Origin of the sequence: Pseudomonas sp. BF-R-26 (genome assembly GCF_019947395.1) — a bacterium.
GTDB lineage: Bacteria > Pseudomonadota > Gammaproteobacteria > Pseudomonadales > Pseudomonadaceae > Aquipseudomonas > Aquipseudomonas farris.
Genome location: NZ_JAGYGK010000020.1, coordinates 112,984 through 139,773, shown reverse-complemented (window position 1 = coordinate 139,773; position 26,790 = coordinate 112,984). Strand labels below are relative to the sequence as shown.

Genomic DNA, 26,790 nt, shown 5'->3' with positions numbered 1-26,790 from the left:
AACCAGAGCGGAGAGGTGAATGGCAGCATGGGCTCCCACACGTGCTTTAAGCACTCCGGGCATTCAGCTTGCCACTCACCGCTCTCACCCTCAGTCTAATTCCTGCCCAAGACACAAGCGGGCTTGCTCGCGAAAGCGGTGCGTCCGGTACGTTGATGTCGACTGACACACCGTCTTCGCGAGCAAGCCCGCTCCCACATTTGATTTGTGTTTGGCGATACGAATCTGTGCGCTGTTCGAACACTATTTGCGTTTACTAATGTGAGAATCTGGAACCAGGTTCTAAATTGTTGGAATCTATCCAGCCAACAACCGCGCCTTGGGCCGACAGCATTACCAGCATCTGCAATCCATGGCTGACGGTGCTGGAGTTATCGCCGCTTTTGATCTCAAGACTCCAAGGGATACCCCATGACCCTCAGCACTCCGCTTTCCGGTGTCAATCAGCCCTTCAAAGGGATTCTGCTGATCGTCGTTGCCACCTTTCTGTTTTCTAGTCACGACGCTTTGTCGAAATACCTCTCGGGGTTCTATCCGGTGATCATGGTGGTCTGGGCCCGCTATGTGGTTCACACGTTACTGATGGCGGGGATTTTTCTGCCGCAGTCCGGGTTGCGTGTCCTACGGACCAAACGGCCATTGCTGCAACTGTTGCGGGCGTTGTGCCTGCTGGGGACCAGTTTGCTGTTCACGACCGGTTTGCTGTTCATCCCGTTGGCCGAAGCCACGGCGGTCAATTTTCTCGCACCGGTATTGGTGACGGCGCTGTCGGTGCCACTGCTCGGTGAACAGGTGACGCGCGGCCAATGGCTGGCGGTGATTTGCGGGTTCATCGGGGTGTTGATCATCGTCCATCCCGGCGGCGAGCTGTTCACGCCTGCGGTGTTGCTGCCGTTCTGCTCGGCCTTGTTTTTCTGCTTCTATCAGCTGCTCACCCGTAAGCTCAGCGAAATCGACAGCCCGACCACCAGCAATTTTTTCGCCGGGCTCTGCAACACGTTAGTGATGAGCGCGCTGGTGCCGTTCTTCTGGCAAGTCCCAAGCTTGGGTCATGGGTTTTTGATGGTGGCGCTGGGGGCGTGCGGAATGACGGCGCATCTGTTTCTGACCCAGGCCTTCCGTCACGCCGCGCCCGCGTTGTTGGCGCCGTTCGGCTATTGCCAGATTGTCTTTGCCGGTTTGCTGGGCTGGTTGCTGTTTTCACACACACCGACCCTGACCACGGTGGTCGGGATCGCGGTGATTTGTTGCAGCGGGTTGGCGGCGGCGTGGCAACAACGGCGTCGACAAGAGGAGGGAGGCAGGCCTGGAATCAGGCCTGCCGGAGGAAGGGAGTTTACTCGGTGACGGTAGGAATCTTGCGCGGTGCCATGAAGTACATCCAGGTCAGCGCGATGAAGTACATCGCCGGAATCATAGTGAACAGCACGGTGTAGTTGTTGTTGGTGACCGTCAGAATGTGGCCGACCAACTGGGTCATGAACATCCCGCCGATTGCCGCGCACATCCCGCCGAAGCCGAACACCGTACTCATCATGTGCTTGGGCGTGTAGTCCATCACCAGGCTCCAGATGTTCGCGGTCCAGGCCTGGTGAGCACCGATGGCCAGGGAGATGGCAAACACCGCGAGCCACAGGCTGCTTGAGCCGGCGGCCATGAGCACGCCGATGATGCAGCAGGCGAACAGGAACATGGACATCAGTCGTGCCTTGATCGGGTTGACCCCGCGACCGATCAGGAACGAGGACAGAATCCCGCCACCGACACTGCCGAAGTCAGCGGTGAGGTAGATGATGATCAGCGGGATACCCATCTGGGTCACGTTGATCCCCAGGTTGTATTGCTGATTGAGAAATGGCGGCAGCCAGTACAGGTAGAACCAGAACACCGGCGCGGTGATTGAGTAGGCCAGGGCGAAGGCCCAGGTGCCACGCATGCGCAGGATTCGCGAGAACGGTACGCGGGATTGTTCCGGCTCGACTTCCTTCTGGATGTAGTCCAGTTCCGATTGTTTAACGCTTGGGTGATCTTCCGGGTTGAAGTACTTCAGGCCCCAGAACAACAACCAGATGCCGCCCAGTGCCGCCATGCACAGGAACGCGGCTTGCCAGCCCCAAGCGTGGAGGATCAGCGGCAACAGCATCGGCGTGAACATCGCCCCGACGTTGGTGCCGGCGTTGAAGATGCCGGTGGCCACGGCACGCTCACCGGCGGGGAACCACAACCGGGTGGTTTTCACGCAGGCCGGGTAATTCGCCGCTTCGGTCAAACCGAGAATGAACCGGCAGACCATGAAGCCCACCGCCGAAGTGGCCAGGCCGTGAGCACCGGTGGCCAGGCTCCAGAGCAGCACCGCGCAGAAGAACACGCGCTTGACGCCGACCCGGTCGATCAACCGGCCCTGCAGCACAAAGCCGATGGCGTAGCCGACCTGAAACCAGAAGTTGATGTTGGCGTAGTCCATCGCCGTCCAGCTCATTTCCTTGGCCAGGATCGGCTGCATGACGCCCAGGGCGGCACGGTCGATGTAGTTCAGAGTGGTGGCGAAAAACACCAGCGCCAGCATCCCCCAACGGGTTTTGCCGACTGCCATGGCGCCGCGGATTTTGTCGCCGATACCGCCAGTGGCGACGCCCATGGCCGGAGCCACGCGAGAGCTTTGAGAAGGAAACATGTATGTGCCATCCGTTCAATGACTGACAAGCGAGGCTTGTCGGGACTTCAAGGGCGCGTGATCAATCGACGGCGCCAGGCGCGGGTGTGATTGATCGACTGAGGTGTTTTCGTCGAACTGACGACAACGGTTATTCAGCGAGCGGCACGGTTCGGCCGAGGGGGCGCAAGGTTCGGATGGATGCCAGGTACGGCGGGAGGGCGATGGAGCAAGCAAACAAGGCGTTGAATGAGCGCATGAGCGTGTACCCGTTTTTTGAAATTTTTATGTGGTGTTCAGGGTCTTTGGTAACCGAGTCCATGGGGTTTGGCCGGACTCAATGTGGTGTCGATGTTGCGCAGTGGACGAAAAATCGTCAATTCGCCAACCGCCATTGTGTTCGATAATCGCCCGCAAAACTAACCGGGTAGTACACTTTGAATTGCTGTGTGGATTCGTCAAGCCAATAATTTGCCCAACAAGAATGTCCCCACCACCGGGAGTCGACACATGCAGCGTTCCATTGCCACCGTTTCCTTGAGCGGCACCCTGCCGGAAAAACTCGAAGCCATCGCCGCCGCCGGTTTTGACGGGGTGGAGATTTTCGAGAATGACCTTCTCTACTACGACGGCAGCCCGCGGGAAATCAGACAGATGTGCGCAGATCTCGGGATCGCGATTACGCTGTTTCAACCCTTTCGGGATTTCGAAGGTTGCCGCCGCGATCGTCTGCCCCGCAATCTGGAGCGGGCCGAGCGCAAGTTCGATTTGATGCAGGAACTGGGCACCGACCTGGTGCTGGTATGCAGTAACGCCTCGGCCGATTCGATCGGTGATGAACAGATTCTGATTGATGATTTGCTCCAGCTCGCAGAGCGGGCCCGCACTCGTGGCCTGCGGATCGGCTATGAAGCGCTGGCCTGGGGCCGGCATGTGAACACGTATCAACAGGTATGGAACATCGTTCGCCAGGCCGATCATCCAAGCCTCGGCGTATTGCTGGACAGTTTTCATTCGCTGTCGCTCAAGGGCGACCCGAGCTCCATCGCCGAGATTCCCGGCGACAAGATCTTCTTCGTGCAAATGGCCGACGCGCCGATCCTGGCCATGGATGTGCTGGAGTGGAGCCGGCACTTCCGCTGTTTCCCGGGCCAGGGCGAATTCGATCTGCCGGGGTTCCTCGCACCCATCATCAAGAGTGGCTACACCGGGCCGCTGTCGCTGGAGATCTTCAACGACGGCTTTCGCGCCGCACCGCCACGGGCCAACGCCGCCGACGGTTTGCGTTCGTTGCTGTATCTGGAAGAGAAAACCCGCCAACGTCTGGAGCAGGAAGCCACGCCCGCGACCAATCGCGACATTCTGTTCGACACCCCTAGCGCCAGCGAATACAACGGCATCGAGTTTCTTGAATTCGCAGTGGACGAAAGCCTTGGTGCCAAGCTGTCCCATTGGCTGGAGCGGCTGGGTTTCGTCAAGGCCGGTCAGCACCGTTCCAAGAGTGTCAGCCTGTTGCGTCAGGGCGATATCAACCTGATCCTCAACTCTGAGCCTTATTCCTTCGCTCACAGTTTTTTCGAGGCTCACGGCCCATCACTGTGCGCCACCGCCGTGCGGGTCAAGGACAGCGCCAGTGCGCTGGCCCGTGCCGTAGCTTATAAAGGCCAGCCGTATCGCGGACTCGTAGGCCCCAATGAGCTTGAACTGGCAGCGGTGCGTGCGCCGGATGGCAGTCTGATTTACCTGGTAGACCAGAACGCCGATGTCTACGGCACCGACTTCAATCTGCAACCGACGGCCGTTGCCAGCGGTGGCCTCAAGCGTATCGACCACATGGCGATGGCGCTGCCGGCCGACAGCCTCGACAGTTGGGTGCTGTTCTATAAAAGCCTGCTGGATTTCGAAGCCGACGATGAAGTGGTGCTGCCCGACCCGTATGGTTTGGTGAAGAGCCGCGCATTGCGCAGCCGTTGCAGTTCGATCCGCCTGCCGCTGAACATTTCCGAGAACCGCAACACCGCCATCTCACACGCACTGTCGAGTTATCGCGGTTCCGGCGTGCATCACATCGCTTTCGATTGCGACGACATTTTCGCCGAAGTCAGCCGCGCCAAGGAGGCGGGCGTACCGCTGCTGGATATCCCGCTCAACTACTACGATGACCTCGCCGCGCGGTTTGATTTCGACGATGAGTTCCTCAGCGAGCTGGCCTATTTCAACGTGCTCTATGACCGCGATGCTCAGGGCGGCGAGCTGTTTCATGTGTACACCGAGCCGTTCGAAGGGCGGTTCTTCTTTGAAATCATCCAGCGCAAAAACGGCTACGCGGGTTACGGCGCGGCCAACGTGGCGGTGCGACTGGCGGCCATGGCTAAATCGCGAAGTGGTGGCGTACGTCAGGCAAAGTTGTAGGAAAATCGTAAACACGGGTACAAAACCGCTGCCTCGCGGCTTCCTTCACCGCGCGCGGCAGCCCATAATCGCCTGCTTGTGCAGTGATGGCCGTGAGCCCGCAATGACAATAATTACAGAACTCTCCGTAGCGCCCGAAAAGCCAATTGCCGAGCCTCGCAAGAGTCGCAAGAACAATCCGGAAAAGACCCGCGAGAACATCCTTCAAGAGGCCATTGTCGAGTTCGTTCAGCAAGGGCTTTCCGGTGCACGCGTCGATGCGATCGCCGAGCGCATCCACACCTCCAAACGCATGATCTATTACTACTTCGGCAGTAAGGAACAGCTCTACGTCGAGGTGCTGGAGAAACTCTACGGGGATATCCGCAGCACCGAAAACCGTCTGCACCTGGCCGAACTGGCGCCGGTGGAAGCGATTCGGCGGTTGGTGGAATTCACTTTCGATCACCATGACCGCAACGTCGATTTCGTGCGTATCGTCAGCATCGAGAACATTCACAACGCCGAGTATGTGAAGCGCTCCGATGCGATCAAGGCGATGAACAACACCATCCTCGATTCACTGGGCGAGATTTTGCGTCGCGGCTCCGAAGAAGGTGTATTCCGCACCGACCTCGATCCATTGGATGTGCATCTGCTGATCAGTTCGTTTTGCTTCTATCGGGTGTCGAACCGTCATACCTTCGGTGAGATCTTTCAGATCGACTTGCCGGACGAAAGCATCAAGCAGCGTCATCGGGAGATGATCTGCGAGTCGGTTTTGCGATACCTGCAGGCCTGATTTGTAGGTCCCTTAAAAGATCGCAGCCTGCGGCAGCTCCTATAAGGTAATCGGCGTTTAACCAATCCTGTAGGAGCTGCCGAAGGCTGCGATCTTTTAATCATCAACCATTCATGCTCTGAAAATGCGCCAGCATCCGCTGAGCATCCGGCACCACGCCGCTGAACAGTTCAAACGCCTTCACCGCCTGAAACACTGCCATGTTGCCGCCATCCAGCGTTCGGCAACCCAACGCACGAGCGTTGCGCAGTAGTTCGGTTTCCAGCGGGAAGTAAACGATCTCCGCGACCCACAACTGCGCCCGAAGCAACTCCACCGGCACTGGCATGCCCGGCAGCTTTTTCATGCCCATCGGCGTGGTATTCACCAAGCCATCAGCCTGACCCAGCGTGCCTGGCAAATCCTGCCCGGCCACGGCGCGACCGAAACCGAAATGCTGATTGAGGTTGTTCGCCAGCGACTGAGCGCGACTTTGATCCACATCGAAAATGCTCAGCAGCTGTACGCCTTCGCTCAATAGCGCGTGGGCCACTGCCGCGCCTGCGCCACCGGCGCCCATTTGCACCACACGCTCACGGGCAACGTCCTTCAAGCCACGGCGAAAGCCTTCGGCAAAACCCAGGCAATCGGTGTTGTGGCCAATGCGTTTACCGTCCTTCAGCACCACCGTATTCACCGCGCCAATACCGCGGGCTTCCGGCGACAATTCGTCAAGCAACGGGATGATCGTCTGCTTGCACGGGAAGGTGATGTTCAGCCCGGTGAAATTCATCCGTTCGGCGGCCATCAGCAGGTCGGGCAGGGCGCTGCTGTCGAGTTTCAATTGATCCAGATCGATCAACCGATACAGGTAACGCAAACCCTGCGCATCGCCTTCATGCTCGTGCAGCGCCGGAGTGCGGGAAGCCTGAATGCCGGCACCGATCAGCCCGGCCAATACCACGGTGTTCTGTGTCATGACGCTTAACCTTCCAAACGTTGGCTGAAATGCTCCAGCGCCAAACGATAGCCGTGGCTGCCGAAACCGCACATGACCGCGGTGGCGATGGACGAAACAAAGGAGTGATGCCGGAAGGGTTCGCGGGCATGGACGTTGGACAGGTGTACTTCGATCACCGGCAGTTCGCTGGCGACCAAGGCATCGCGAATGGCAACCGAGGTGTGAGTCCACGCGGCCGGGTTGATGACGATCCCGGCGCAGCGGCCACGGGCGGCGTGAATCCAGTCAAGCAGTTCGCCTTCATGGTTGGTCTGGCGAAATTCCACTGTCAGGCCGAACTCTTCGGCAGCGCGACCGCACAGCGCTGAAATGTCCGCCAGGGTTTCGTGGCCATAAGTCGCCGGTTCACGGGTGCCCAGCAGGTTCAGGTTCGGGCCGTTGAGCACCAGAACGATAGGGGACATGGGTCTCTCCACATATTATTTTTGGCATTGGCCGAGGTTTTCAGCCTGTGGGGAGAAATTGTACTAACTGGTTAATAAGGTCAATTGAAGAGGGCGTCAGGTCTGGATTATTTGTGCGGTGATCGGACAGATACAAAAAGATCGCAGCCTTCGGCAGCTCCCGCAGATGCGATTTTTCAGCGCGGCAGATGCTCGACCAGAAAATCGATAAACGCTCTTAGCCGCAACGGCACATGGCGGCTTTGCGGATACAGCAGAGTGAAGGGGCGGGAGCGTCCGCCATAGGGCTTGAGCACTTCCACCAGCGAACCGTCCGCCAGTTCGTTTTCGACGATGAAGCGATAGGTTTGAAAGATCCCGGCGCCGCTTTTTGCCAGCGTCACGCCACCCAATACGTCATCGGAACAGCAGTAGTTGCCCTCGGCCAGAATCTCCAGCGGCACACCGTTGTCGTTGAACAGCCAGGCAATCCGTCTGCCGCTGCTGGGCAGTTCGTACTGGATGCATTCGTGCTGAGCCAAGTCATCCAGGGTCTGCGGAGTGCCGGCACGCTTCAGGTAATCAGGGCTGGCAATCATCACCAGCGCGGCGTCTTCCAAGGGCCGGGCAATCAACCCGGAGTCGGGAATGGCCCGCACACGGATTGCCATGTCATAGCCTTCGCCGACGAAATCGATGTTGCGATTGCTGATATGCGCCTCGACCTTCACGGCAGGGAAGCGAGCCCGAAACGCAGGCAGCAAGGGCAGGATTCGATGATGGGCATAGGTCGTGGGAATGCTGATGCGCAAGGTGCCGGAAGGTTCTTGCTGTTGCCCCATCACCTCGCGCTGGGCCTCGACCAATTGTGCGAGAGCCTCACGACACTCCTCGAAATAACGCCGGCCACTATCAGTCAGCTTGACGCTGCGGGTGGTACGCGCAAACAACCGCACACCCAAACGTTCTTCCATGCGCGACACCGAGCGGCTGACGGCGGCCGGGGTCACGCCCGCTACAAGTGCTGCTGCGGTAAAGCTGCCGGCCTCTGCGGCCAGGCAAAACAGTTCGATGCTGCCCAATTGAAGATCGTCGAAATGTCGCTGCATGATTGATTACACCGGGAATCAAATGAAGTGCCAGTGGCTGTATTTATCAAATCAGGACGCACAAATACAGGGCGTTTCAATCGCCCACAAAAAAGCCGTCCTGTGGACGGCTGATTTGTATATGGAGGCTGCAATCAACGACGGGTCAACAACACCCCGGATTCCATGTGATGGGTCCACGGAAACTGGTCGAACATCGCGCATTGGGTAATGCGGTGAGTGTCGTGCAGTTGGGCGATGTTGGCCGCGAGGGTTTCCGGGTTGCAGGAAATGTAGAGGATGTTGTCGAAGCGCCGGGTCAGTTCGCAAGTGTCCGGGTCCATGCCGGCGCGGGGCGGGTCGACGAACACGCTACCGAACTCGTAGCTCTTGAGGTCGATGCCGTGCAGGCGGCGGAACGGGCGAACTTCGTTCAGGGCTTCGGTCAGTTCTTCGGCAGACAAACGCACCAGCGTGACGTTATCCACCGCGTTTTCACTCAGGTTGCTGAGTGCTGCGTTGACCGAGGTCTTGCTGATTTCGGTGGCCAGCACTTTGCGCACGCGGGTCGCGAGCGGCAGGGTGAAGTTGCCGTTGCCGCAATACAGCTCCAGCAAATCATCGGAACGATCGCCGAGGGCGTCGTACGCCCAGTTGAGCATTTTCTGGTTCACCGTGCCGTTGGGTTGGGTGAACGCGCCTTCCGGCTGGCGATAGCTGAAAGTGCGGCCGCCAACTTCGAGTTTCTCGACCACGTAATCGTGACCGATCACTTCGCGTTTGCCCTTCGAGCGACCGATGATGCTGACGTTCAGGTCGGCCGCCAGTTTCGACGCCGCTGCGTGCCAGTGCTCGTCCAGCGGGCGGTGATAGCACAGGGTGATCATCGCATCGCCAGCCAGCGTGGTGAGGAACTCCACCTGAAACAGCTTGTGGCTCAGGGCCGCGCTCGCTTGCCACGCCGCCTTGAGCTGCGGCATCAATTGGTTGATGCGCAGGCTTGCGATCGGGAACTCTTCGATCAGGATTGGCGTGCGTTTGTCTTCCTGGGAAAACATCGCGTAATGGCGCTCGCCGGCTTCGCGCCACAGGCGGAATTCGGCACGCAGGCGGAAGTTTTTCAGCGGCGAATCGAACACCGCAGGTTCGGGCGCACCGAACGGGGCCAGCAGGTCACGCAGGCGCGTGACCTTTTCTTCGAGCTGAACGGCGTAAGCCTGGGAATCAAAAGTCATGCGTTGAACCAACCCAACTTGATCACGAACAGGATCGACAGAATCACCAGCGCCGAATTCAACTCACGGCCGCGACCGGACAACAACTTGATGGCAGTCCAGGAGATGAAACCGAAGGCGATGCCGTTGGCGATGGAATAAGTGAATGGCATGGCCAGGGCAGTGACCACGACCGGTGCGGCGACGGTGATGTCGTCCCAGTCTATTTCCGCCAGGCCGGATGTCATCAGTACGGCGACGAACAGCAAGGCAGGCGCGGTGGCAAAGGCCGGAACACTGGCCGCCAATGGCGAGAAGAACAGCGCCAGCAGGAACAGAATCGCGACCACGATGGCAGTCAAGCCGGTGCGGCCACCGGCACTCACGCCGGCTGCGGATTCGATGTAGCTGGTGGTGGTCGAGGTACCCAGCAAAGAACCGGCCATGGCCGCGGTGCTGTCGGCGATCAGGGCGCGGCCCATTTTCGGCATGTGGCCGTCCTTGCCCATCAGGCCGGCACGCTTGGCGACGCCGATCAGGGTGCCGGAGTTGTCGAACAGATCGACAAACAGGAAGGCGAAGAACACGCTGACCAGACCGATGTCCAGTGCGCCTTTGATGTCCAGTTGCAGGAAGGTCGGTGCCAGCGACGGCGGCATCGACATCACGCCACCGAACGGGGTGAAGCCCATCACGATCGAAGCGATGGTCACCGCGAGAATACCGATCAGCACCGCACCGCGTACTTTCAGGGCCTCTAGGGCGACGATCAGGGCAAAACCGAGGGTCGCGAGAATCGGCGCCGGTTGCTTCAGGTCGCCGAGGCCGACCATGGTCGCCGGGTTGCTGACCACGATGCCGGCGTTGTGCAGGGCGATCAGTGCCAGGAACAGGCCGATACCGGCAGCAATCGCCGAGCGTAGCGCCAGCGGGATGCTGTTGATGATCCATTCGCGGATGCGGAAGATCGACAGCAGGAAAAACATCACCGCCGAGATGAACACCGCGCCCAGCGCCACTTGCCAGGTGTGGCCCATGTGCAGGACCACGGTGTAAGTGAAGAAGGCGTTCAGGCCCATGCCCGGCGCGAGGGCGATCGGGTAGTTGGCGATCAGGCCCATGGTCGCCGAGCCGATGGCGGCTGCCAGACAGGTCGCGACAAACACCGCACCCTTGTCCATGCCGGTCTCGCCGAGGATGCTCGGGTTGACGAACAGAATGTAGGCCATGGCCAAAAAGGTCGTGACGCCCGCCAGAATCTCGGTCCGCACGTTGGTGTTGTGTGCCTTGAGTTGAAACAGCCTTTCCAGCATGTCTGCTCCCCGTGGCGCGCCCGGCGCCGTGAATGTATCGACCTCAACAGCAAAGCACAGACCACTGCAGGCGCCTGGGTATTTTCTGTGGGTCGGAAAAAGCCGCGCATCATACCAGCCGCGTGGGGCTATGGCTGCTTATGGCTGCGATCGTCGTCGATGTTTTGCACAAAAGGGAACTGCGCCATACTGCGCGCTGTTTTTTTTGGGGAGGGAGGGGGTAGATATGTATTGCATTAATAAGCGTGTGATTGCGGCATTTGGATTGCTGTTCACCTGTTTCATCGGAGCGCAAACAGCCATTGCGGCCACGGCGCAACCGTTGAGCCAGGTGAAGGTGCTCAAAGTCGAATCGCCAGGCTGTGGCTTTGAAAATATCGCGGACGGCCAGGCACAAACCCGTTGCGACCACAAAGGGCCAAACATCAAGGTGTACGTGCTGGAAGTCGGCTACGGCCGTGCAGCCCATGTCGCACTGGACGGTTTCGAGGTGAACGGCACCCGCACCCCTGTCTGTGCTTTTGATACCGGCAACCTGACCGAGTGCTCCGCCGGGAAAAAAACCGTCGGCTATCTGTACATCTTCGACTTGGCGGGCAAGCAGGACGGCACCTTCACGTTCAGCAACACCTCGATCAACGCACCCGGCAATACGATGTCGACGCAGCTTTACATCAAGTAACGGCTGGGCTCGAACAAGGGTCAGGAAAGCTGACTACGCTTTAAAGATTATCCTGTGGACCGCGCCCATGACCTTTAGAGCCCTGATTACCCTCGCCGAGGGCATCGACGATCTGCAAACCGTGACCCTGATCGATGTGCTGCGCCGCGCCAAGGTTGAAGTGGTGGTGGCCAGCATCGAGGCACGGCGCATGCTTACCTGCGCTCGCGGCACCCGTTTGACCGCCGATGCGATGTTGGTGGATTTGCTCGCCCAACCCTTCGACCTGATCGTGCTGCCTGGCGGTGCCGTAGGGGCGCAGCATTTGGCGGCCCACCAACCCCTGCAACAATTGATCAAGGACCAGTCCGCCGCCGGACGCCTGTTCGCCGGTATTGCCGAATCTCCGGCACTCGCGCTGCAAACCTTTGGCGTTTTGCGTCAGCGGCGCATGACTTGCCTGCCCACGGTCAGCAATCAACTGTCGGGCTGTAACTTCATCGATCAACCGGTGGTGGTCGATGGCAACTGCATCACTGCTCAGGGTTCAGGCGCCGCGTTGGAGTTTGCGCTGACGCTGGTGGAGCAACTCTGCGGCAAAGCCACGCGGTCGACGGTGGCGGGGGAGTTGGTGGTCTAAGAGTGCCCTGGACAACTACGTCAGACCCTGACCTCTTCCACCGGCACATGCATACGGTCGCGGTTGGCCAGGGTCGGGAACAGTTTGATCCAGGTCCCGGTCACCATCAGCGTGCCAATGCCGCCCATCACCACTGCCGGCACCGTGCCGAACCAGTGGGCCGTCAGGCCGGATTCGAACTCGCCGAGCTGGTTCGAAGCGCCGATGAACAAGCCATTCACAGCGCTGACCCGACCGCGCATTTCGTCGGGGGTTTCCAGTTGCACGAATGAGGCGCGGATCACCATGCTGATCATGTCCGCTGCGCCCAACACCACCAGTACGGCGAGAGAGAACCAGAACGAAGTCGACAGGCCGAAAGCGATGGTCGCCACGCCGAATACACCCACGGCCGTGAACATGACCCGCCCGACGTTGCGCTCCACGGCAAATCGCGCCAGAAACAGCGACATCAGCAGCGCACCGACCGCCGGGGCCGAACGTAGCAGGCCCAGACCCCACGGGCCGGTCAGCAGAATATCTTTGGCGAACACCGGCAGCAGCGCGGTCGCGCCACCCAGCAGGACAGCAAACAGATCCAGGGAAATCGCCCCGAGAATGTCCGGGCGGCTGCGAATGAAGCGGATGCCCGCCAGCAGCGAATCCAGGGTCGCCTTGCCCTTGTTCAGCGGTGTCTGCCGGGCCGGAAGGTTGAGCATCAGCGCACAAGCGATGAGGTAAAGGATCACCGTCGGGCCATACACCCAGACGCTGCCGAAGGCATAGAGCAAACCGCCCAGCGCCGGGGCGACGATGGTTGCTGATTGTTGCGCAGATTGCGCGGCGGCAACGGCACGGGGGAATAACGCGCTGGGCACGATGCTCGGCAGCAATGCCTGAGTCGTCGGCATTTCGAAGGAGCGGGCGGCGCCGAGCAGGAACGCGAGGATGAAGATCATCTCTCGGGTGACATGGTCAGTCGCACTACCGATGGCTAGCGACAGGGCGATCAGCGCTTGCAGGAGCTGACAGATCGCCGCGACCTTGCGCCGGTCATAGCGGTCTGCGACATGCCCGGTGTGCAGCATGAACAACACTCGAGGGGCAAATTCCACCAGACCCACCAGGCCCAGATCGAGCACATTGCCGGTCAGTTGATACAGATTCCAGCCAATGGCCACGGTCAACATCTGAAAACCGCTGGCGGTAAACACCCGAGCCAGCCAGAACGCGATAAACGGGCGGTGATGACGTAACAGCAGGGGCGCTTGGTTGGGCATCTGAAGGCAGGTCTGGGCGAGGGGAAGGGCGAGATTATCACCAACCTGTAACCAGAAGATGCAAGGCTAGGACATTTAGTTAGCTAGACACCGATATCCCTGTGGCGAGAGGGCTTGCCCCCGTTGGGCTGCGAAGCGGCCCCAGACCTAGGCAACTCATTTCTGCCAAGTACACCGCAGTAACCGGATTTACGACTGCTGCGCAGCCGAACGGGGGCAAGCCCCCTCGCCACAGTTAGTCCACCCATAAAAATGTATTGCAGCCCATGACCAAACCCATGAGGCAACCTGTCACGCGGCAAAAGACCACACCGTCCATCGGCAAAAATGCGACTACTCTTTCAACGTTGCTTGATCCAGATCAAGACCCTTCGTGGAGTTGATCCGGCGGCCAGATGGCCAGATTCCCTACGTTGTGATGATGGTAAAAAAAGAACGAATTCGAATTCGCCACACTCCATATCCGTGGGGGCAGTGGGTGTAGGCCGCAAGCCTTCAGCCGGTATTACCTGACAGAGGAAGACTTATGTTCGGTTTGGAGGCACTTGATCTCGCCCGGATTCAGTTCGCATTCACCATTTCGTTTCACATCCTGTTCCCGGCCATCACCATTGGCCTGGCGAGTTACCTGGCGGTGCTCGAAGGCCTGTGGCTGAAGACGCACAACGACACTTACCGCGATCTGTACCATTTCTGGTCGAAGATCTTTGCCGTCAACTTCGGCATGGGCGTGGTTTCTGGCTTGGTCATGGCCTACCAGTTCGGCACCAATTGGAGCCGTTTCTCGGACTTCGCCGGTTCGGTGACCGGGCCGTTGCTGACCTATGAAGTGCTTACTGCCTTCTTCCTCGAGGCCGGTTTCCTCGGCGTCATGCTGTTCGGCTGGAACAAGGTCGGGCGCAAGCTGCACTTCTTCGCTACCGTCATGGTGGCCATCGGCACCCTTATTTCGACCTTCTGGATTCTGGCCTCCAACAGCTGGATGCAGACCCCGCAAGGTTACGAAATCGTCAATGGCCAGGTCATCCCGGTGGACTGGCTGGCGATTATCTTCAACCCGTCGTTCCCCTACCGTCTGATGCACATGGCCACGGCGGCGTTCGTTGCGACGGCCTTCTTCGTCGGTTCGTCGGCGGCCTGGCATTTGTTGCGCGGCAAGGACAACCCGGCGATCCGCACCATGCTTTCGATGGCGATGTGGATGGCACTGATCGTTGCTCCGATTCAGGCGGTTATCGGTGACTTCCATGGCCTCAATACCCTCAAGCATCAGCCGGCGAAAATCGCTGCGATCGAAGGCCACTGGGAAAACCACGGTGATGAACCGACCCCGCTGATCCTGTTCGGCTGGCCGGACATGAAAGCCGAAAAAACCAAATTCGCCGTCGAGATTCCATACTTGGGCAGCCTGATCCTGACCCACTCCCTGGACAAACAGGTGCCGGCGCTCAAGGAGTTCCCGCCTGAAGACCGGCCGAATTCGACCATCGTGTTCTGGTCGTTCCGGATCATGGTCGGTCTGGGCATGCTGATGATCTTCACCGGTTTGTGGAGCCTGTGGCTGCGCAAGCGCGACAAGCTGTATACCTCGCGTCCATTCCTGTACCTGGCGCTGTGGATGGGCCCGTCCGGCCTGATCGCAATCCTCGCCGGCTGGTTCACCACTGAAATCGGCCGTCAGCCATGGGTGGTTTATGGGCTGATGCGCACGGCGGATGCGTCCTCCGGGCACAGCTTCGTGCAGATGAGCATCACCTTGATCATGTTCGTTGTGGTGTATTTCGCGCTGTTCGGTGCCGGTCTTGGCTACATGATGCGCCTGGTGCGCAAAGGGCCGAAGATCGACGAAGGCAAGGAAACCAACGAAGGTGGTCCTGGCCAACAACGCACACCGGCCCGTCCGCTGTCCGCAGCTGACGACGACAATGGTGAAGGCGAGCACAGTCGCAGCCTGAACAAGGAGATTTGAATCATGGGTATTGATCTTCCGCTGATCTGGGCCGTGATCATCATCTTCGGCATCATGATGTACGTGGTCATGGACGGCTTCGACCTGGGGATCGGGATTCTCTTCCCGTTCATCAAGGGCAAGAGTGATCGTGACGTCATGATGAACACCGTCGCCCCGGTCTGGGACGGCAACGAAACCTGGCTGGTATTGGGCGGCGCGGCATTGTTCGGCGCCTTCCCGCTGGCTTATTCGGTGGTGCTATCGGCGCTGTACCTGCCGCTGATTTTTATGCTGATCGGGTTGATTTTCCGCGGTGTGGCCTTCGAGTTCCGCTTCAAGGCCAAGGACGACAAGCGTCACCTCTGGGACAAGGCATTCATCGGTGGCTCGATCGCCGCTACCTTCTTCCAGGGCGTGGCATTGGGTGCGTTCATCGATGGGCTACCGGTAGTCAATCGTCAGTTTGCCGGCGGTTCACTTGACTGGCTGACACCGTTCACGATGTTCTGCGGTGCGGCGCTGGTGGTGGCTTACGCGCTGCTCGGTTGCACCTGGTTGATCATGAAGACCGAAGGCAAGCTGCAGGAACAGATGCATGATTTGGCGCGGCCATTGGCCTTCGTGGTGCTGGCGGTGATTGGCATCGTCAGCATCTGGACACCCTTGGCCCACGCCGAGATCGCCGCACGCTGGTTTACCCTGCCGAACCTGTTCTGGTTCTTGCCAGTGCCGATTCTGGTGCTGGTGACCATGTACGGTCTGATTCGCGCGGTGGCCCGCAATGCGCATTACACGCCATTCCTGCTGACCCTGGTGCTGATCTTCCTCGGCTACAGCGGTCTGGGTATCAGCTTGTGGCCGAACATCGTGCCGCCGTCGATTTCGATCTGGGACGCCGCCGCACCGCCGCAAAGCCAAGGCTTCATGCTGGTGGGCACGCTGTTCATCATCCCGTTCATCCTGGGTTACACCTTCTGGAGCTACTACGTGTTCCGCGGCAAGGTCACCCACGAAGATGGTTACCACTAGCCCACACGACTACGGCGCTGGATTGATACCGGCGCCATTCCAGAGGAGAAAGCGATGATGGCTGGCAAACCTACGTTGCAGGAAATCGAAGCTGCCGAGAAAAAGCCGCTCTGGCAGCGACTCGGCTGGCTGGCGATGATCTGGACCGGCAGCGTCGTGGCACTGTTCATCGTGGCCACGCTGATGCGCATGTTCATGAATGCCGCCGGTTTGAGCACCCACTGAAATTCCCATCCCGTTGCCTTGCGGCACGGATTTATAACCCTCCCGATGGAGGGTTTTTTTTCGCTTTTATTTACGTGCTTTGAGAATGACGAACTTGGGGGTGGCTGCTACTTGCTCTACGCCGCGGAACAACCGCGCCAGCTTGCTGTGATAACCCAAGTGACGGTTGCCGACGATGTACAGCGCGCCCCCCACCACCAACGATTCACGCGCCTGCTGGAACATCCGCCAAGCCAGGAAATCGCCGACCACTTGCTGTTGGTGAAATGGCGGATTGCACAGCACTACGTCCAGGGATTGAGGTTCCTGCTCTGCCAAGCCATCGCCGGCCCGCACGATCACGTCACGATCACCCAGCGCAGCGCGCCAGTTTTCAGCGGCCGATTGCACGGCCATGAACGATTCGTCCACCAGCGTGTAGTGGGCCTCAGGGTTTTGCAGGGCACTGGCAATCGCCAACACGCCGTTGCCACATCCGAGGTCGGCAACTCGCGCTGCGCCGAGGTTCTTCGGCAAGTGCGGCAAAAAGGCCCGCGTACCGATATCCAGCCCTTCGCGGCAGAACACGTTGGCGTGATTGAGCAGTTCGATTGCAGGGGCGTCGAGTCGATAGCGGGTCGGGTAGGGGGAGACAGCAGGGGCTTTGGCTTCGGCTGTGGCGATCAGCAGTCGAGCCTTCTTCACCGCCAGCGAGGCTTGCACCGGGCCGATGTAACGCTCCAGCAGATCGCCCGCAGCGCGTGGCAAATGCTTCACCATCGCAGCCGCAATCACTTGAGCGCCTGGAGCCAGTTGCCCTTGTAGCCGGATCAGTTGCTCTTCCAGCAGGGCCAGGGTTTTTGGTACCCGGATCAATACCCGGTCGAACGGCCCGATGAACGCTTCGCTGGCAGGCACCTTCGGCACTGCATCAAAGGCCTGGCCGTTGCGTATCAGGTTTTTTTCCAGCCCCTGAAAAGCCAGAAACGAATCGCCGCTGCTGATCACCCGAACCTTGCCCACCAGGCTGGCAGCCAAAGCACCGAAGCTGTCGTTGAGCACCAGCACTCGGGTATCGGCTGCCGGTTGTTGCCCGGCCAGATGAGTCAGCAGGTATTCGTCTGCGGCATCAAACGCTTGTAATGGTTCGTTCTGCTGTTCTGGCTGGCGGATCAGATCGAGTTGAGCGAAGGGGGTTTCGAGCAGAGGCATGAGGCGGGGGCTCTGGGTAGTCAACGGAAGATGAACAACGAGTGGCCCGGCGCTCAGGGGCGTTGTAGCGGGCGGAACCATCCGAGCGAACTGCGTCGTGGAACTTCACACGGCATCACTCAGGATGGATCGCAGATGGTACGTTTTTTTGGTCTGGATTACTCGCAGGGATTACCTGATTCGAGCAGTTTCAGATAATGCCCGCTCTCGCTGCTTTGATTACTGCGGACATTTTGTTGTTGGCGCCGAATTTGTGGATGGCGCCCCGTATATGGAACTGTACCGTGCTTTCACTCAGGCTGAGGATGATCGCGATCTCGCCTGCGGTCTTGCCGTCGGCTGAGTATTTCAATACCTCGACTTCTCGGGTTGATAAATGCACTGCGCCCGGTTTCGGGGGGGGAGGCAGATCTTTCGCGATAAGCCCGTGCAGGTGGCGGCTAATGAACAACGCGTAGCCCAGATTTTTGTACAGATCATGCGTAGTAACCGGGCAGTGGCTTCTGGCCAGGCTCAGCATACTGCAAAGCCCATTCTGATCATGAACAGATTGGGACCAGCCATAGCGCAAACCTTGCTGTTTTTGTGCTTGCCACAATATCGGTGTCTTGGAGAAGAGCTCTTCCTGCCAAAGAATCGGCAGTTCGCAATGATTGCAATGGGCTAGTATCGGGTCGACTTCACTGAAATGCTCTTGTTCATATTTCGTGTTCCATTCGATGGGATAATTATTCAGGCTGATCGTATGGCGATGTATCCCTCTTGTTTGGGATGTTATTGAAAATGCACAGAAATTAAAGCCAAGATTCTTAACGAGATTTAGAGAAATCTCGTACGCGGTCTCTATTTTCTGAGCGTAAGAAAGCTGCGTTAACTGTGATTCCTTCCACACTTTCATTGGGTAACTCCATGCGGACTTACTTGCGTTGGTGCTGATTGGATCCAAGATCCGGCACGCCACGAGTGTAGGAGAATTCCTACTTGCATGCTGGATTTTTTTGCTCTTGAAAAAGCTTACAACTGCATAACCGGTTCTTAGGTTTGTTACTAGCGAAGAAACAGTATTGTATGGGTACTGTTAATGATAATGGCAAAAGCCATTACAAATCACCGGTGTTTATGTCATCTGCTTTGCGGGACACTGGGGTTATCTGTTGAATGGAGCGACCCATGACCGCCAGTGCAGAAAAACTCACGCGCCAGACGCTGCTTGACGTCCAGACGTTGACTCCAAACCTGTTCACCCTGCGTACCACCAGGGATCCGGGCTTTCGTTTTCGCGCAGGGCAATTCGCCCGGCTGGGCGTTACCAAGGCGGACGGCAGTACGGTGTGGCGGGCTTATTCGATGGTCTCGTCACCCTATGACGAGTTTCTGGAGTTCTTCTCCATTGTCGTGCCGGGAGGGGAATTCACCAGTGAACTGAGTCGGCTGGAAGTCGGCGATACGCTGCTGGTCGACCGGCAGGCCTTTGGCTATCTGACGCTGGATCGCTTCGTCGATGGCCGTGACCTCTGGTTGTTATCCACAGGCACCGGGCTGGCGCCGTTTCTGTCGATCTTGCAGGACTTCGAGGTTTGGGAAAAATTCGAACGAATTATCCTGGTCTACAGCGTGCGTGAAGCGCGGGAGCTGGCGTATCAGGAGCTGATTGCAGGGCTGGCCCAGCGCGACTATCTGGCCGAGTACGCGCACAAGCTGCAGTTCATCGCCACCGTCACCCGCGAGCAGCATCCGGGTGCCCTGAATGGGCGGATCACGACACTCATGGAGAGTGGCGAGCTAGAGCGGACGGCCGGTGTAGCGCTGACAGCCGAGCATTCGCGGGTGATGCTCTGTGGTAATCCACAGATGATCGATGACACGCGCAAGTTGCTCAAACAACGGGACATGCACCTGAGCCTCAGTCGACGACCCGGCCAGGTGGCAGTGGAAAACTACTGGTAAACAAACGGCGCCAAAGGCGCCGTTTCTTGGGGCAATCAGTTATCAGGGCTGATTGTTCTGAGCCTTGAGCAGATCGCGAATCTCTTCCAGCAGCTCTTCTTCCTTGGTCGGAACCGGCGGCAAGGTTGGCGCAACGGCCTCTTCGCGTTTCAGACGGTTGATGGCCTTGACGCCCATGAAAATCGCGAAAGCGACGATGATGAAATCGATCAAGCTCTGGATGAACTTACCGTACGCCAGCGCCACCGCCGGGACGTCACCGTTGGCGTCCTTGAGCGTAATGGCCAGGTCACTGAAGTCCACCCCACCGATCAGTAAGCCGATTGGCGGCATCACCACGTCGCCGACAAACGACGAAACGATTTTGCCGAAGGCCGCGCCGATGATGATACCCACGGCCATGTCGACCACATTACCTTTGACCGCGAAGGCCTTGAACTCACTTATCACGCCCATAGGTTATTTCCTTGTTACAGATGAGGTTGGTGAACGCAGTGTAAATCAGCAAAACGGCTCATGCTCGAAACACCGTCTTACAATGCTTGCTCTTATCGACACATCTTCCGGCAATTAGTTTACAAAGTGCCACCAGTCGCGCGCGATTACCCGCTCTAGACCGGGCTTTCCAGAACCTTTTCGCTATCGGCTCGGTACGGGATTTCTATTTATGTTTTGGCCTTTGGGTCACTAGCCTCTGAGGGGCGCACCTGGATGCGCCTTATAAAATCAGAGGAAACTTCCATGACAACTCCCCTCGGCCTCGGGGCTTTGCCCCTCCGTCGTACGTTTGGCGTTCTGACCGCCAGCCTGCTGTCCTTCTCCGTCAGCGCGGCGACGTTGACCCGCGATAACGGCGCCGCCGTCGGCGACAACCAGAACTCGCAAACCGCTGGCGCGACCGGGCCGGTGCTGTTGCAAGACGTGCAACTGATCCAGAAACTCCAGCGTTTTGACCGTGAACGCATTCCCGAACGCGTGGTGCATGCCCGTGGCACTGGCGCCCATGGCACGTTCACCGTGACCGATGATCTCAGTGACCTGACCAAAGCCAAGGTATTTGCCAGCGGGCAGAGCACGCCGGTATTTGTGCGTTTCTCCGCTGTGGTCCATGGCAACCATTCGCCGGAAACCTTGCGTGATCCGCGGGGGTTCGCCACCAAGTTCTACACCGCAGACGGCAACTGGGACCTGGTCGGCAACAATTTTCCGACCTTCTTCATCCGTGACGCGATCAAGTTTCCAGACATGGTCCACGCCTTCAAGCCAGACCCGCGCACCAACCTTGACGACGATTCCCGTCGTTTCGACTTTTTCTCCCATGTTCCGGAAGCCACTCGTACCTTGACCGAGTTGTATTCCAACTCCGGCACGCCAGCCAGTTATCGGGAAATGGACGGTAATGGTGTACATGCCTACAAGTTAGTTAATGCCAAAGGCGATGTGCACTATGTAAAGTTTCACTGGAAAAGTTTGCAGGGAATAAAAAATCTCGACCCCAAAGAAGTGACGGGTGTTCAAGGTCAAGACTACAGTCATATGACTAACGACTTGGTTTCACATATTAACAAGGGTGACTTTCCGAAATGGGACTTGTACATCCAGGTTCTAAATCCTCAAGACTTGTCCAAGTTTGATTTCGATCCATTGGACGCGACCAAAATCTGGCCAGGTGTGCCAGAGCGGAAAGTTGGACAAATGGTGTTGAACCGTAATCCAGCGAATGTTTTCCAGGAAACCGAACAAGTGGCCATGGCTCCGGCCAATTTAGTTCCGGGTATCGAACCTTCGGAAGATCGCTTATTGCAAGGACGAGTGTTCTCGTATGCCGATACCCAACTGTATCGTCTGGGGGCCAACGCTCTGCAGTTGCCGATCAACGCACCTAAAGTCGCGGTGAATAACGGTAATCAGGATGGCGCAATGAACATCGGCGCCAGCAGCACAGGCGTGAATTACCAGCCAAGTCGCCTGCTGGCCCGTGAAGAGCCGCAAACCGCGCGTTACAGCCAGTCGACCCTGTCGGGCAGCACGCAGCAGGCGAAGATTCAGCGTGAGCAGAACTTCAAGCAGGCCGGTGATCTTTATCGCTCGTTCAACCAAAAGGAACGTCAGGACCTGATCGACAGCTTTGGTGGCTCACTGGCCACCACCGATGACGAGAGCAAGCACATCATCCTGTCCTTCCTTTACAAGGCCGATCCGGAATACGGGACCGGGGTGGCCAAAGTAGCCAAGGGTGATCTGGCTCGGGTCAAGGCGTTGGCGGCCAAACTGGTCGACTGATCCATATGCCTGAAGCGGGGCCTCATGCGAGGTCCCGTCTGATCAAGGAGTTGCGCCATGCGTTTTTATCTGTCTGTGTTTCTGGCGTGCTGGTCGTTCAGTGTGTTTGCCGGGCCCGACGTGCAAACCTCGAAGAACCCCCAGGCGCTGAAAGCCCAATTACAGGATTACTACTTTGATGCCGCTCGACGCGGTGATGTGCCCATGCTCGATACCTTCATCGAGGCCGGCTATTCCCTCGATACCCGCGACAGCAAGGGTTACACCGCACTGATTCTGGCCGCCTATCACGGCCAGAGCGCCGCTGTGCAGCGTTTACTCGCTGCCGGGGCGGACGCCTGTGCTCAGGATCAACGCGGCAATACGGCGTTGATGGGCGCGATTTTCAAAGGCGAAGTACAAATCGCCAGGACCTTACTGGCCGCCCAGTGCAGCCCCGACCAACGCAACGGCGCGGGGCAGACTGCTGCGATGTACGCCGGCTTGTTCAAGCGCGTTGAGTTGCTGGACGCACTCAAGGCCAAAGGGGCGGACATGAACGCCGAAGATCCGCTGGGCAACAGCGCCGCGCGTCTGGCCAGCGGTGAAATCCGTACGGCGCCGCCGCGCTGATCCGCGCGAGCTGAGCTATCATCGCGGTTTTTGCCGGGAGTTCAGATGGCCAAGGCCAAGCGCATGTACGGCTGCACCGAGTGTGGCTCAACCTTCCCCAAGTGGGCCGGCCAGTGCGGCGAATGCGGGGCCTGGAACACGCTGACCGAAACCATGGTCGAGAGCGGCGGCGCCGCAGCCCCCAGCGGGCGCACCGGTTGGACCGGCCAGCAGGCGCAGATCAAGACCCTGGCCGAAGTCAGCGTTGAAGAGATTCCGCGTTTCTCCACGGCGTCCAGCGAGCTGGATCGCGTTCTGGGCGGCGGCTTGGTGGATGGCTCGGTGGTGTTGATCGGTGGCGATCCCGGCATCGGCAAGTCGACCATTTTGTTGCAAACCTTGTGCAACCTCGCCAAGAGCATGCCGGCGCTGTATGTCACCGGCGAAGAATCCCAGCAACAAGTGGCCATGCGCGCCCGGCGCCTGGGCTTGCCTCAGGATCAGCTACGGGTGATGACCGAAACCTGCATCGAAACCATCATCGCCACGGCCCGGCAGGAAAAGCCCAAGGTGATGGTGATCGACTCGATCCAGACGATCTTCACCGAGCAACTGCAATCGGCACCGGGGGGCGTTTCCCAGGTTCGCGAAAGTGCGGCGTTGCTGGTGCGTTATGCCAAACAAAGCGGCACGGCGATTTTCCTCGTGGGCCATGTCACCAAAGAAGGCGCGCTGGCCGGCCCCCGAGTACTGGAACATATGGTCGACACCGTTCTGTATTTCGAAGGCGAATCCGATGGGCGCCTGCGTTTGTTGCGGGCGGTAAAAAACCGTTTCGGCGCGGTGAATGAATTGGGCGTGTTCGGCATGACCGACAAGGGCCTGAAAGAAGTCTCTAACCCATCGGCGATTTTTCTGACCCGCGCCCAGGAAGAAGTCCCGGGCAGTGTGGTCATGGCGACGTGGGAAGGCACCCGGCCGATGCTGGTGGAAGTCCAGGCGTTGGTGGACGACAGCCATCTGGCCAACCCACGCCGGGTGACGCTCGGTCTGGATCAGAATCGCTTGGCTATGTTGTTGGCGGTTTTGCACCGCCATGGCGGCATTCCGACTCACGATCAGGACGTGTTCCTCAACGTGGTCGGCGGAGTTAAGGTGCTGGAAACCGCTTCCGACCTGGCCTTGATGGCGGCGGTCATGTCCAGTTTGCGCAACCGACCGCTGCCCCATGATCTGCTGGTGTTCGGCGAAGTCGGCTTGTCGGGTGAAGTGCGCCCGGTGCCGAGTGGCCAGGAACGCTTGAAAGAGGCGGCCAAGCACGGCTTCAAGCGCGCCATCGTGCCCAAGGGCAACGCGCCGAAAGAGGCGCCGCCGGGGTTGCAGATTATTGCTGTGACGCGTCTCGAACAGGCGCTCGATGCGTTGTTCGAATAGCTGTAGGCAACACACAATCCTGTGGGAGCCGGGCTTGCCCGCGATAGCGGTAAGTCAGTCGACATTTGTGGTGGGATTAAAATCGCCATCGCGGGCAAGCCCGGTTCCCACAGGTATTGCGTCGTGTCTTCAGATTTCGATGAGTGCGCCCAGTTCACGCTCCAGCTCTTGCGGATCGCCCAGGTTGAACTCGATCAACCGCCGCAGGCGTTCAATCGATTCCAGACTGATGTGTTTGCAGACAAACCCGAGTTGACCATGGTCATCGTGGGTCAACATCACATCCATCTTGATCTCGACGTCTTCGTTAAGATGAATATCAACCAGGAAATGCCAGTCTGGATTACCCAGCCACGGCTCGGGCTTCTCGATAAGCAGCCCCTTGAGCGACAGGTCGATCAACTTCACCGGCCAGATGAATTCCCCTTGGCTCAGCTCGGTTCGGGCATCGAACGCAATACGTTTGAAGCGGCGGCGATCAGCAGGGAGGTCACTCATGGCGCAATCCTCTGAATGTCCGCTGACTATAGACCCGCATCGTTAAAGCCCGCCAGCAAAGACAGGCTCTGGATCAATGTCGGGGTATGGCCTTTGCCGTCAGTAGCGCTAAACTCCGGATGGCTGTCTTTCTTGTCCACTCTGGCTGGAATCATAAAATGAAAAATAATAATAGCCTGCTACGCCACCTACCCTGGCTGCTGCTGGCAATCCTGGGAGCGTGCGCCCTGGGCGTAGTGGCATTGCGCCGAGGCGAGGCGATCAACGCCTTGTGGATTGTGGTCGCCGCCGTGGCCATTTATCTGGTCGCGTACCGCTACTACAGCCTGTTCATCGCTAACAATGTGATGCAACTCGATCCGCGTCGGGCTACACCTGCCGTGCTCAACAATGACGGTCTGGACTACGTGCCGACCAACAAACACATCCTCTTCGGTCACCACTTCGCAGCCATCGCTGGCGCAGGGCCTCTGGTCGGTCCGGTATTGGCGGCGCAGATGGGCTACCTGCCCGGTACGCTGTGGCTGATTGCCGGGGTGGTGCTGGCCGGTGCGGTTCAGGACTTCATGGTCCTGTTCATGTCCACCCGCCGTAACGGCCGCTCTCTGGGCGACATGGTCCGTGAAGAAATGGGCCGCATCCCCGGGACCATCGCGCTGTTTGGCTGCTTCCTGATCATGATCATCATCCTCGCGGTGCTGGCGCTGATCGTGGTCAAGGCCTTGGCCGAAAGCCCGTGGGGCATTTTCACGGTGATGGCGACCATCCCGATCGCGATGTTCATGGGCATTTACATGCGCTACATCCGCCCGGGTCGCATCGGTGAAATCTCGGTGATCGGCGTGGCGTTGCTGCTGGGTTCGATCTGGCTGGGCGGGCAGATTGCCGCCGACCCAGTGTGGGCCAAGGCGTTCAGCTTTACCGGGATCCAGATCACCTGGATGCTGATTGGCTACGGTTTTGTGGCGGCAGTGTTGCCGGTGTGGCTGATTCTGGCGCCACGTGACTACCTGTCCACCTTCCTCAAAATCGGCACCATCGTTGCGCTGGCGATCGGCATTCTGATCACCATGCCCGAGCTGAAAATGCCGGCATTGACTCAGTTCATCGACGGCACCGGGCCGGTGTGGAAGGGCGGTCTGTTCCCGTTCCTGTTCATCACCATTGCCTGTGGCGCGGTGTCGGGTTTCCACGCGCTGATCTCCTCCGGCACCACGCCGAAGTTGCTGGACAACGAGGTTAACGCCCGTTACATCGGTTACGGCGGCATGCTGATGGAGTCCTTCGTGGCGATCATGGCGATGGTGGCCGCTTCGGTGATCGAGCCGGGCGTGTACTTCGCCATGAACAGCCCGGCGGCGGTCGTCGGCGGTGACGTGGTGGCTGTGGCACAAGCTGTCAGCGGCTGGGGTTTCGCAATTACCCCGGAAGCGCTGCAAGCGGTGGCCAAGGACATCGGTGAAACCACCATCCTGGCCCGTGCCGGTGGTGCGCCGACCCTGGCGGTCGGTATCGCGCAGATCCTGCACAGTGTGCTGCCGGGTGAAAACACCATGGCGTTCTGGTACCACTTCGCGATCCTGTTCGAAGCGCTGTTCATCCTGACCGCCGTCGATGCTGGCACCCGAGCCGGCCGTTTCATGCTGCAGGACTTGCTCGGTTCCTTCGTGCCTGCGCTGAAACGCACCGAGTCCTGGACTGCCAACCTGATCGCAACGGCCGGTTGCGTGGCGATGTGGGGGTACCTGCTGTACCAAGGCGTGATCGACCCGCTGGGTGGCATCAACACCTTGTGGCCGCTGTTCGGTATCTCCAACCAGATGCTGGCTGGTATCGCGCTGATGCTGGCGACCGTCGTGCTGATCAAAATGAAACGCCAACGCTACGTCTGGGTGACCATGCTGCCAGCAGTGTGGCTGTTGATTTGCACCACCACCGCAGGCTTCATCAAGCTGTTCGACGCCAACCCGGCAATCGGCTTCCTGTCGCTGGCGAAGAAATACAGCGATGCGTTGGCCAACGGGCAGATTCTGGCCCCGGCCAAGAGCATCGAGCAGATGCAGCATGTAATCTATAACGCCTACACCAACGCAACGCTGACCGCGCTGTTCCTGTTCGTGGTGTTCAGCATCCTGTTCTATGCGCTCAAGGTCGGCATTGCCGCCTGGGGTACCAAAGAACGTACGGATAAAGAATCGCCGTTCCAGGCTCAGCCGGATGCGTAATCGAGGATTGCA

24 protein-coding genes are annotated in these 26,790 nt (G+C 58.6%); 13 read left to right on the top strand and 11 right to left on the bottom strand.

The annotated features are described in order from the left end of the window. Nucleotides 1-411 precede the first annotated feature (411 nt). Nucleotides 412-1,347 (top strand): DMT family transporter, encoded by a 936-nt coding sequence (locus KGB18_RS26400; protein ID WP_123721363.1) that lies wholly within the window; start codon nucleotides 412-414, stop codon nucleotides 1,345-1,347. Here KGB18_RS26400 and KGB18_RS26395 read toward each other — a convergent pair. Further along, a complete protein-coding gene (locus tag KGB18_RS26395) occupies nucleotides 1,337-2,674 on the bottom strand; it encodes an MFS transporter (protein ID WP_411736927.1) in 1,338 nt (445 codons plus the stop codon). The genes KGB18_RS26400 and KGB18_RS26395 overlap by 11 nt on opposite strands. 489 nt (nucleotides 2,675-3,163) lie before the next feature. Here KGB18_RS26395 and quiC point away from each other — a divergent pair, with 489 nt between their 5' ends. Then, nucleotides 3,164-5,065 carry a 3-dehydroshikimate dehydratase QuiC gene (gene quiC / locus KGB18_RS26390; RefSeq protein ID WP_223570730.1) on the top strand — a complete coding sequence of 634 codons (1,902 nt, stop codon included), beginning with the start codon at nucleotides 3,164-3,166 and terminating at the stop codon, nucleotides 5,063-5,065. 103 nt (nucleotides 5,066-5,168) lie between these two features. Beyond that, nucleotides 5,169-5,846, top strand: a complete 678-nt coding sequence (locus tag KGB18_RS26385; protein WP_123721366.1) for a TetR family transcriptional regulator — start codon at nucleotides 5,169-5,171, stop codon at nucleotides 5,844-5,846. A 103-nt stretch (nucleotides 5,847-5,949) separates the two neighbouring features. Here the strand turns inward: KGB18_RS26385 and KGB18_RS26380 are convergent, their stop codons facing one another. The 5 genes from KGB18_RS26380 to KGB18_RS26360 form a co-directional block, all read right to left on the bottom strand. Continuing rightward, a complete protein-coding gene (locus KGB18_RS26380; RefSeq protein WP_123721367.1) occupies nucleotides 5,950-6,804 on the bottom strand; it encodes a shikimate dehydrogenase in 855 nt (284 codons plus the stop codon). 5 nt (nucleotides 6,805-6,809) lie between these two features. Continuing rightward, nucleotides 6,810-7,250, bottom strand: a complete 441-nt coding sequence (gene aroQ / locus KGB18_RS26375) for a type II 3-dehydroquinate dehydratase (protein ID WP_030129491.1) — start codon at nucleotides 7,248-7,250, stop codon at nucleotides 6,810-6,812. Nucleotides 7,251-7,426: 176 nt separating this feature from the next. After that, nucleotides 7,427-8,338 (bottom strand): LysR family transcriptional regulator, encoded by a 912-nt coding sequence (locus tag KGB18_RS26370; RefSeq protein ID WP_123721368.1) that lies wholly within the window; start codon nucleotides 8,336-8,338, stop codon nucleotides 7,427-7,429. Between the two features lie 134 nt (nucleotides 8,339-8,472). Further along, nucleotides 8,473-9,552, bottom strand: coding sequence for a tRNA (uridine(54)-C5)-methyltransferase TrmA (trmA, locus tag KGB18_RS26365; protein WP_201062094.1), 1,080 nt, complete (start codon nucleotides 9,550-9,552; stop codon nucleotides 8,473-8,475). After that, entirely contained in the window at nucleotides 9,549-10,844 is a 1,296-nt protein-coding gene (locus KGB18_RS26360) for an NCS2 family permease (protein ID WP_223570729.1), read from the bottom strand. The genes trmA and KGB18_RS26360 overlap by 4 nt, the downstream gene beginning before the upstream one ends. Before the next feature lie 226 nt (nucleotides 10,845-11,070). On the opposite strand from KGB18_RS26360, the gene KGB18_RS26355 reads away from it, so the two are divergent. Next, nucleotides 11,071-11,526 carry a DUF4879 domain-containing protein gene (locus KGB18_RS26355; protein WP_123721370.1) on the top strand — a complete coding sequence of 152 codons (456 nt, stop codon included), beginning with the start codon at nucleotides 11,071-11,073 and terminating at the stop codon, nucleotides 11,524-11,526. A gap of 67 nt (nucleotides 11,527-11,593) precedes the next feature. Continuing rightward, nucleotides 11,594-12,145 (top strand): DJ-1 family glyoxalase III, encoded by a 552-nt coding sequence (locus KGB18_RS26350; protein WP_123721371.1) that lies wholly within the window; start codon nucleotides 11,594-11,596, stop codon nucleotides 12,143-12,145. A 20-nt stretch (nucleotides 12,146-12,165) separates the two neighbouring features. Here KGB18_RS26350 and KGB18_RS26345 read toward each other — a convergent pair whose 3' ends face one another. After that, entirely contained in the window at nucleotides 12,166-13,404 is a 1,239-nt protein-coding gene (locus tag KGB18_RS26345; RefSeq protein ID WP_201062095.1) for an MFS transporter, read from the bottom strand. Between the two features lie 526 nt (nucleotides 13,405-13,930). Between KGB18_RS26345 and KGB18_RS26340 the strand changes: the two genes are divergently transcribed. Genes KGB18_RS26340 through KGB18_RS26330 form a run of 3 tightly spaced genes read left to right on the top strand, consistent with a single transcriptional unit; the run spans nucleotide 13,931 to nucleotide 16,609 of the window. Further along, nucleotides 13,931-15,373 (top strand): cytochrome ubiquinol oxidase subunit I, encoded by a 1,443-nt coding sequence (locus KGB18_RS26340; protein ID WP_123721373.1) that lies wholly within the window; start codon nucleotides 13,931-13,933, stop codon nucleotides 15,371-15,373. A 3-nt stretch (nucleotides 15,374-15,376) separates the two neighbouring features. After that, a complete protein-coding gene (cydB, locus tag KGB18_RS26335) occupies nucleotides 15,377-16,384 on the top strand; it encodes a cytochrome d ubiquinol oxidase subunit II (protein WP_123359142.1) in 1,008 nt (335 codons plus the stop codon). A gap of 57 nt (nucleotides 16,385-16,441) precedes the next feature. Then, a complete protein-coding gene (locus KGB18_RS26330; RefSeq protein WP_082239562.1) occupies nucleotides 16,442-16,609 on the top strand; it encodes a DUF2474 domain-containing protein in 168 nt (55 codons plus the stop codon). 66 nt (nucleotides 16,610-16,675) lie between these two features. On the opposite strand, the gene KGB18_RS26325 is transcribed toward KGB18_RS26330, so the two are convergent. Both KGB18_RS26325 and KGB18_RS26320 read right to left on the bottom strand, forming a co-directional pair. Continuing rightward, nucleotides 16,676-17,800, bottom strand: a complete 1,125-nt coding sequence (locus tag KGB18_RS26325) for a methyltransferase (RefSeq protein ID WP_223570728.1) — start codon at nucleotides 17,798-17,800, stop codon at nucleotides 16,676-16,678. A gap of 190 nt (nucleotides 17,801-17,990) precedes the next feature. Then, entirely contained in the window at nucleotides 17,991-18,698 is a 708-nt protein-coding gene (locus KGB18_RS26320; RefSeq protein ID WP_123721375.1) for an autoinducer binding domain-containing protein, read from the bottom strand. 272 nt (nucleotides 18,699-18,970) lie between these two features. Between KGB18_RS26320 and KGB18_RS26315 the strand changes: the two genes are divergently transcribed. Continuing rightward, on the top strand, nucleotides 18,971-19,747 hold the full coding sequence (locus KGB18_RS26315) for a ferredoxin--NADP reductase (protein ID WP_123721376.1): 777 nt from the start codon (nucleotides 18,971-18,973) through the stop codon (nucleotides 19,745-19,747). A 42-nt stretch (nucleotides 19,748-19,789) separates the two neighbouring features. Here the strand turns inward: KGB18_RS26315 and mscL are convergent, their stop codons facing one another. Continuing rightward, the gene (mscL, locus tag KGB18_RS26310; RefSeq protein WP_123721377.1) at nucleotides 19,790-20,203 is read right to left on the bottom strand and encodes a large-conductance mechanosensitive channel protein MscL; all 414 of its coding nucleotides are present in this window, start codon (nucleotides 20,201-20,203) and stop codon (nucleotides 19,790-19,792) included. Nucleotides 20,204-20,488: 285 nt separating this feature from the next. Here mscL and katB point away from each other — a divergent pair, with 285 nt between their 5' ends. From katB to radA, 3 genes are read left to right on the top strand one after another with little or no spacing between them, the layout of a single operon-like run. Continuing rightward, entirely contained in the window at nucleotides 20,489-22,030 is a 1,542-nt protein-coding gene (katB, locus tag KGB18_RS26305) for a catalase KatB (RefSeq protein ID WP_123721378.1), read from the top strand. A gap of 57 nt (nucleotides 22,031-22,087) precedes the next feature. Beyond that, nucleotides 22,088-22,642, top strand: coding sequence for an ankyrin repeat domain-containing protein (locus KGB18_RS26300; RefSeq protein WP_123721379.1), 555 nt, complete (start codon nucleotides 22,088-22,090; stop codon nucleotides 22,640-22,642). A gap of 45 nt (nucleotides 22,643-22,687) precedes the next feature. Then, the gene (gene radA, locus KGB18_RS26295) at nucleotides 22,688-24,055 is read left to right on the top strand and encodes a DNA repair protein RadA (protein WP_007937264.1); all 1,368 of its coding nucleotides are present in this window, start codon (nucleotides 22,688-22,690) and stop codon (nucleotides 24,053-24,055) included. Between the two features lie 129 nt (nucleotides 24,056-24,184). Here radA and KGB18_RS26290 read toward each other — a convergent pair whose 3' ends face one another. Beyond that, nucleotides 24,185-24,553 (bottom strand): PilZ domain-containing protein, encoded by a 369-nt coding sequence (locus tag KGB18_RS26290; protein WP_123721380.1) that lies wholly within the window; start codon nucleotides 24,551-24,553, stop codon nucleotides 24,185-24,187. A gap of 158 nt (nucleotides 24,554-24,711) precedes the next feature. On the opposite strand from KGB18_RS26290, the gene KGB18_RS26285 reads away from it, so the two are divergent. Next, on the top strand, nucleotides 24,712-26,778 hold the full coding sequence (locus KGB18_RS26285) for a carbon starvation CstA family protein (protein ID WP_201062101.1): 2,067 nt from the start codon (nucleotides 24,712-24,714) through the stop codon (nucleotides 26,776-26,778). Nucleotides 26,779-26,790: the final 12 nt, after the last annotated feature.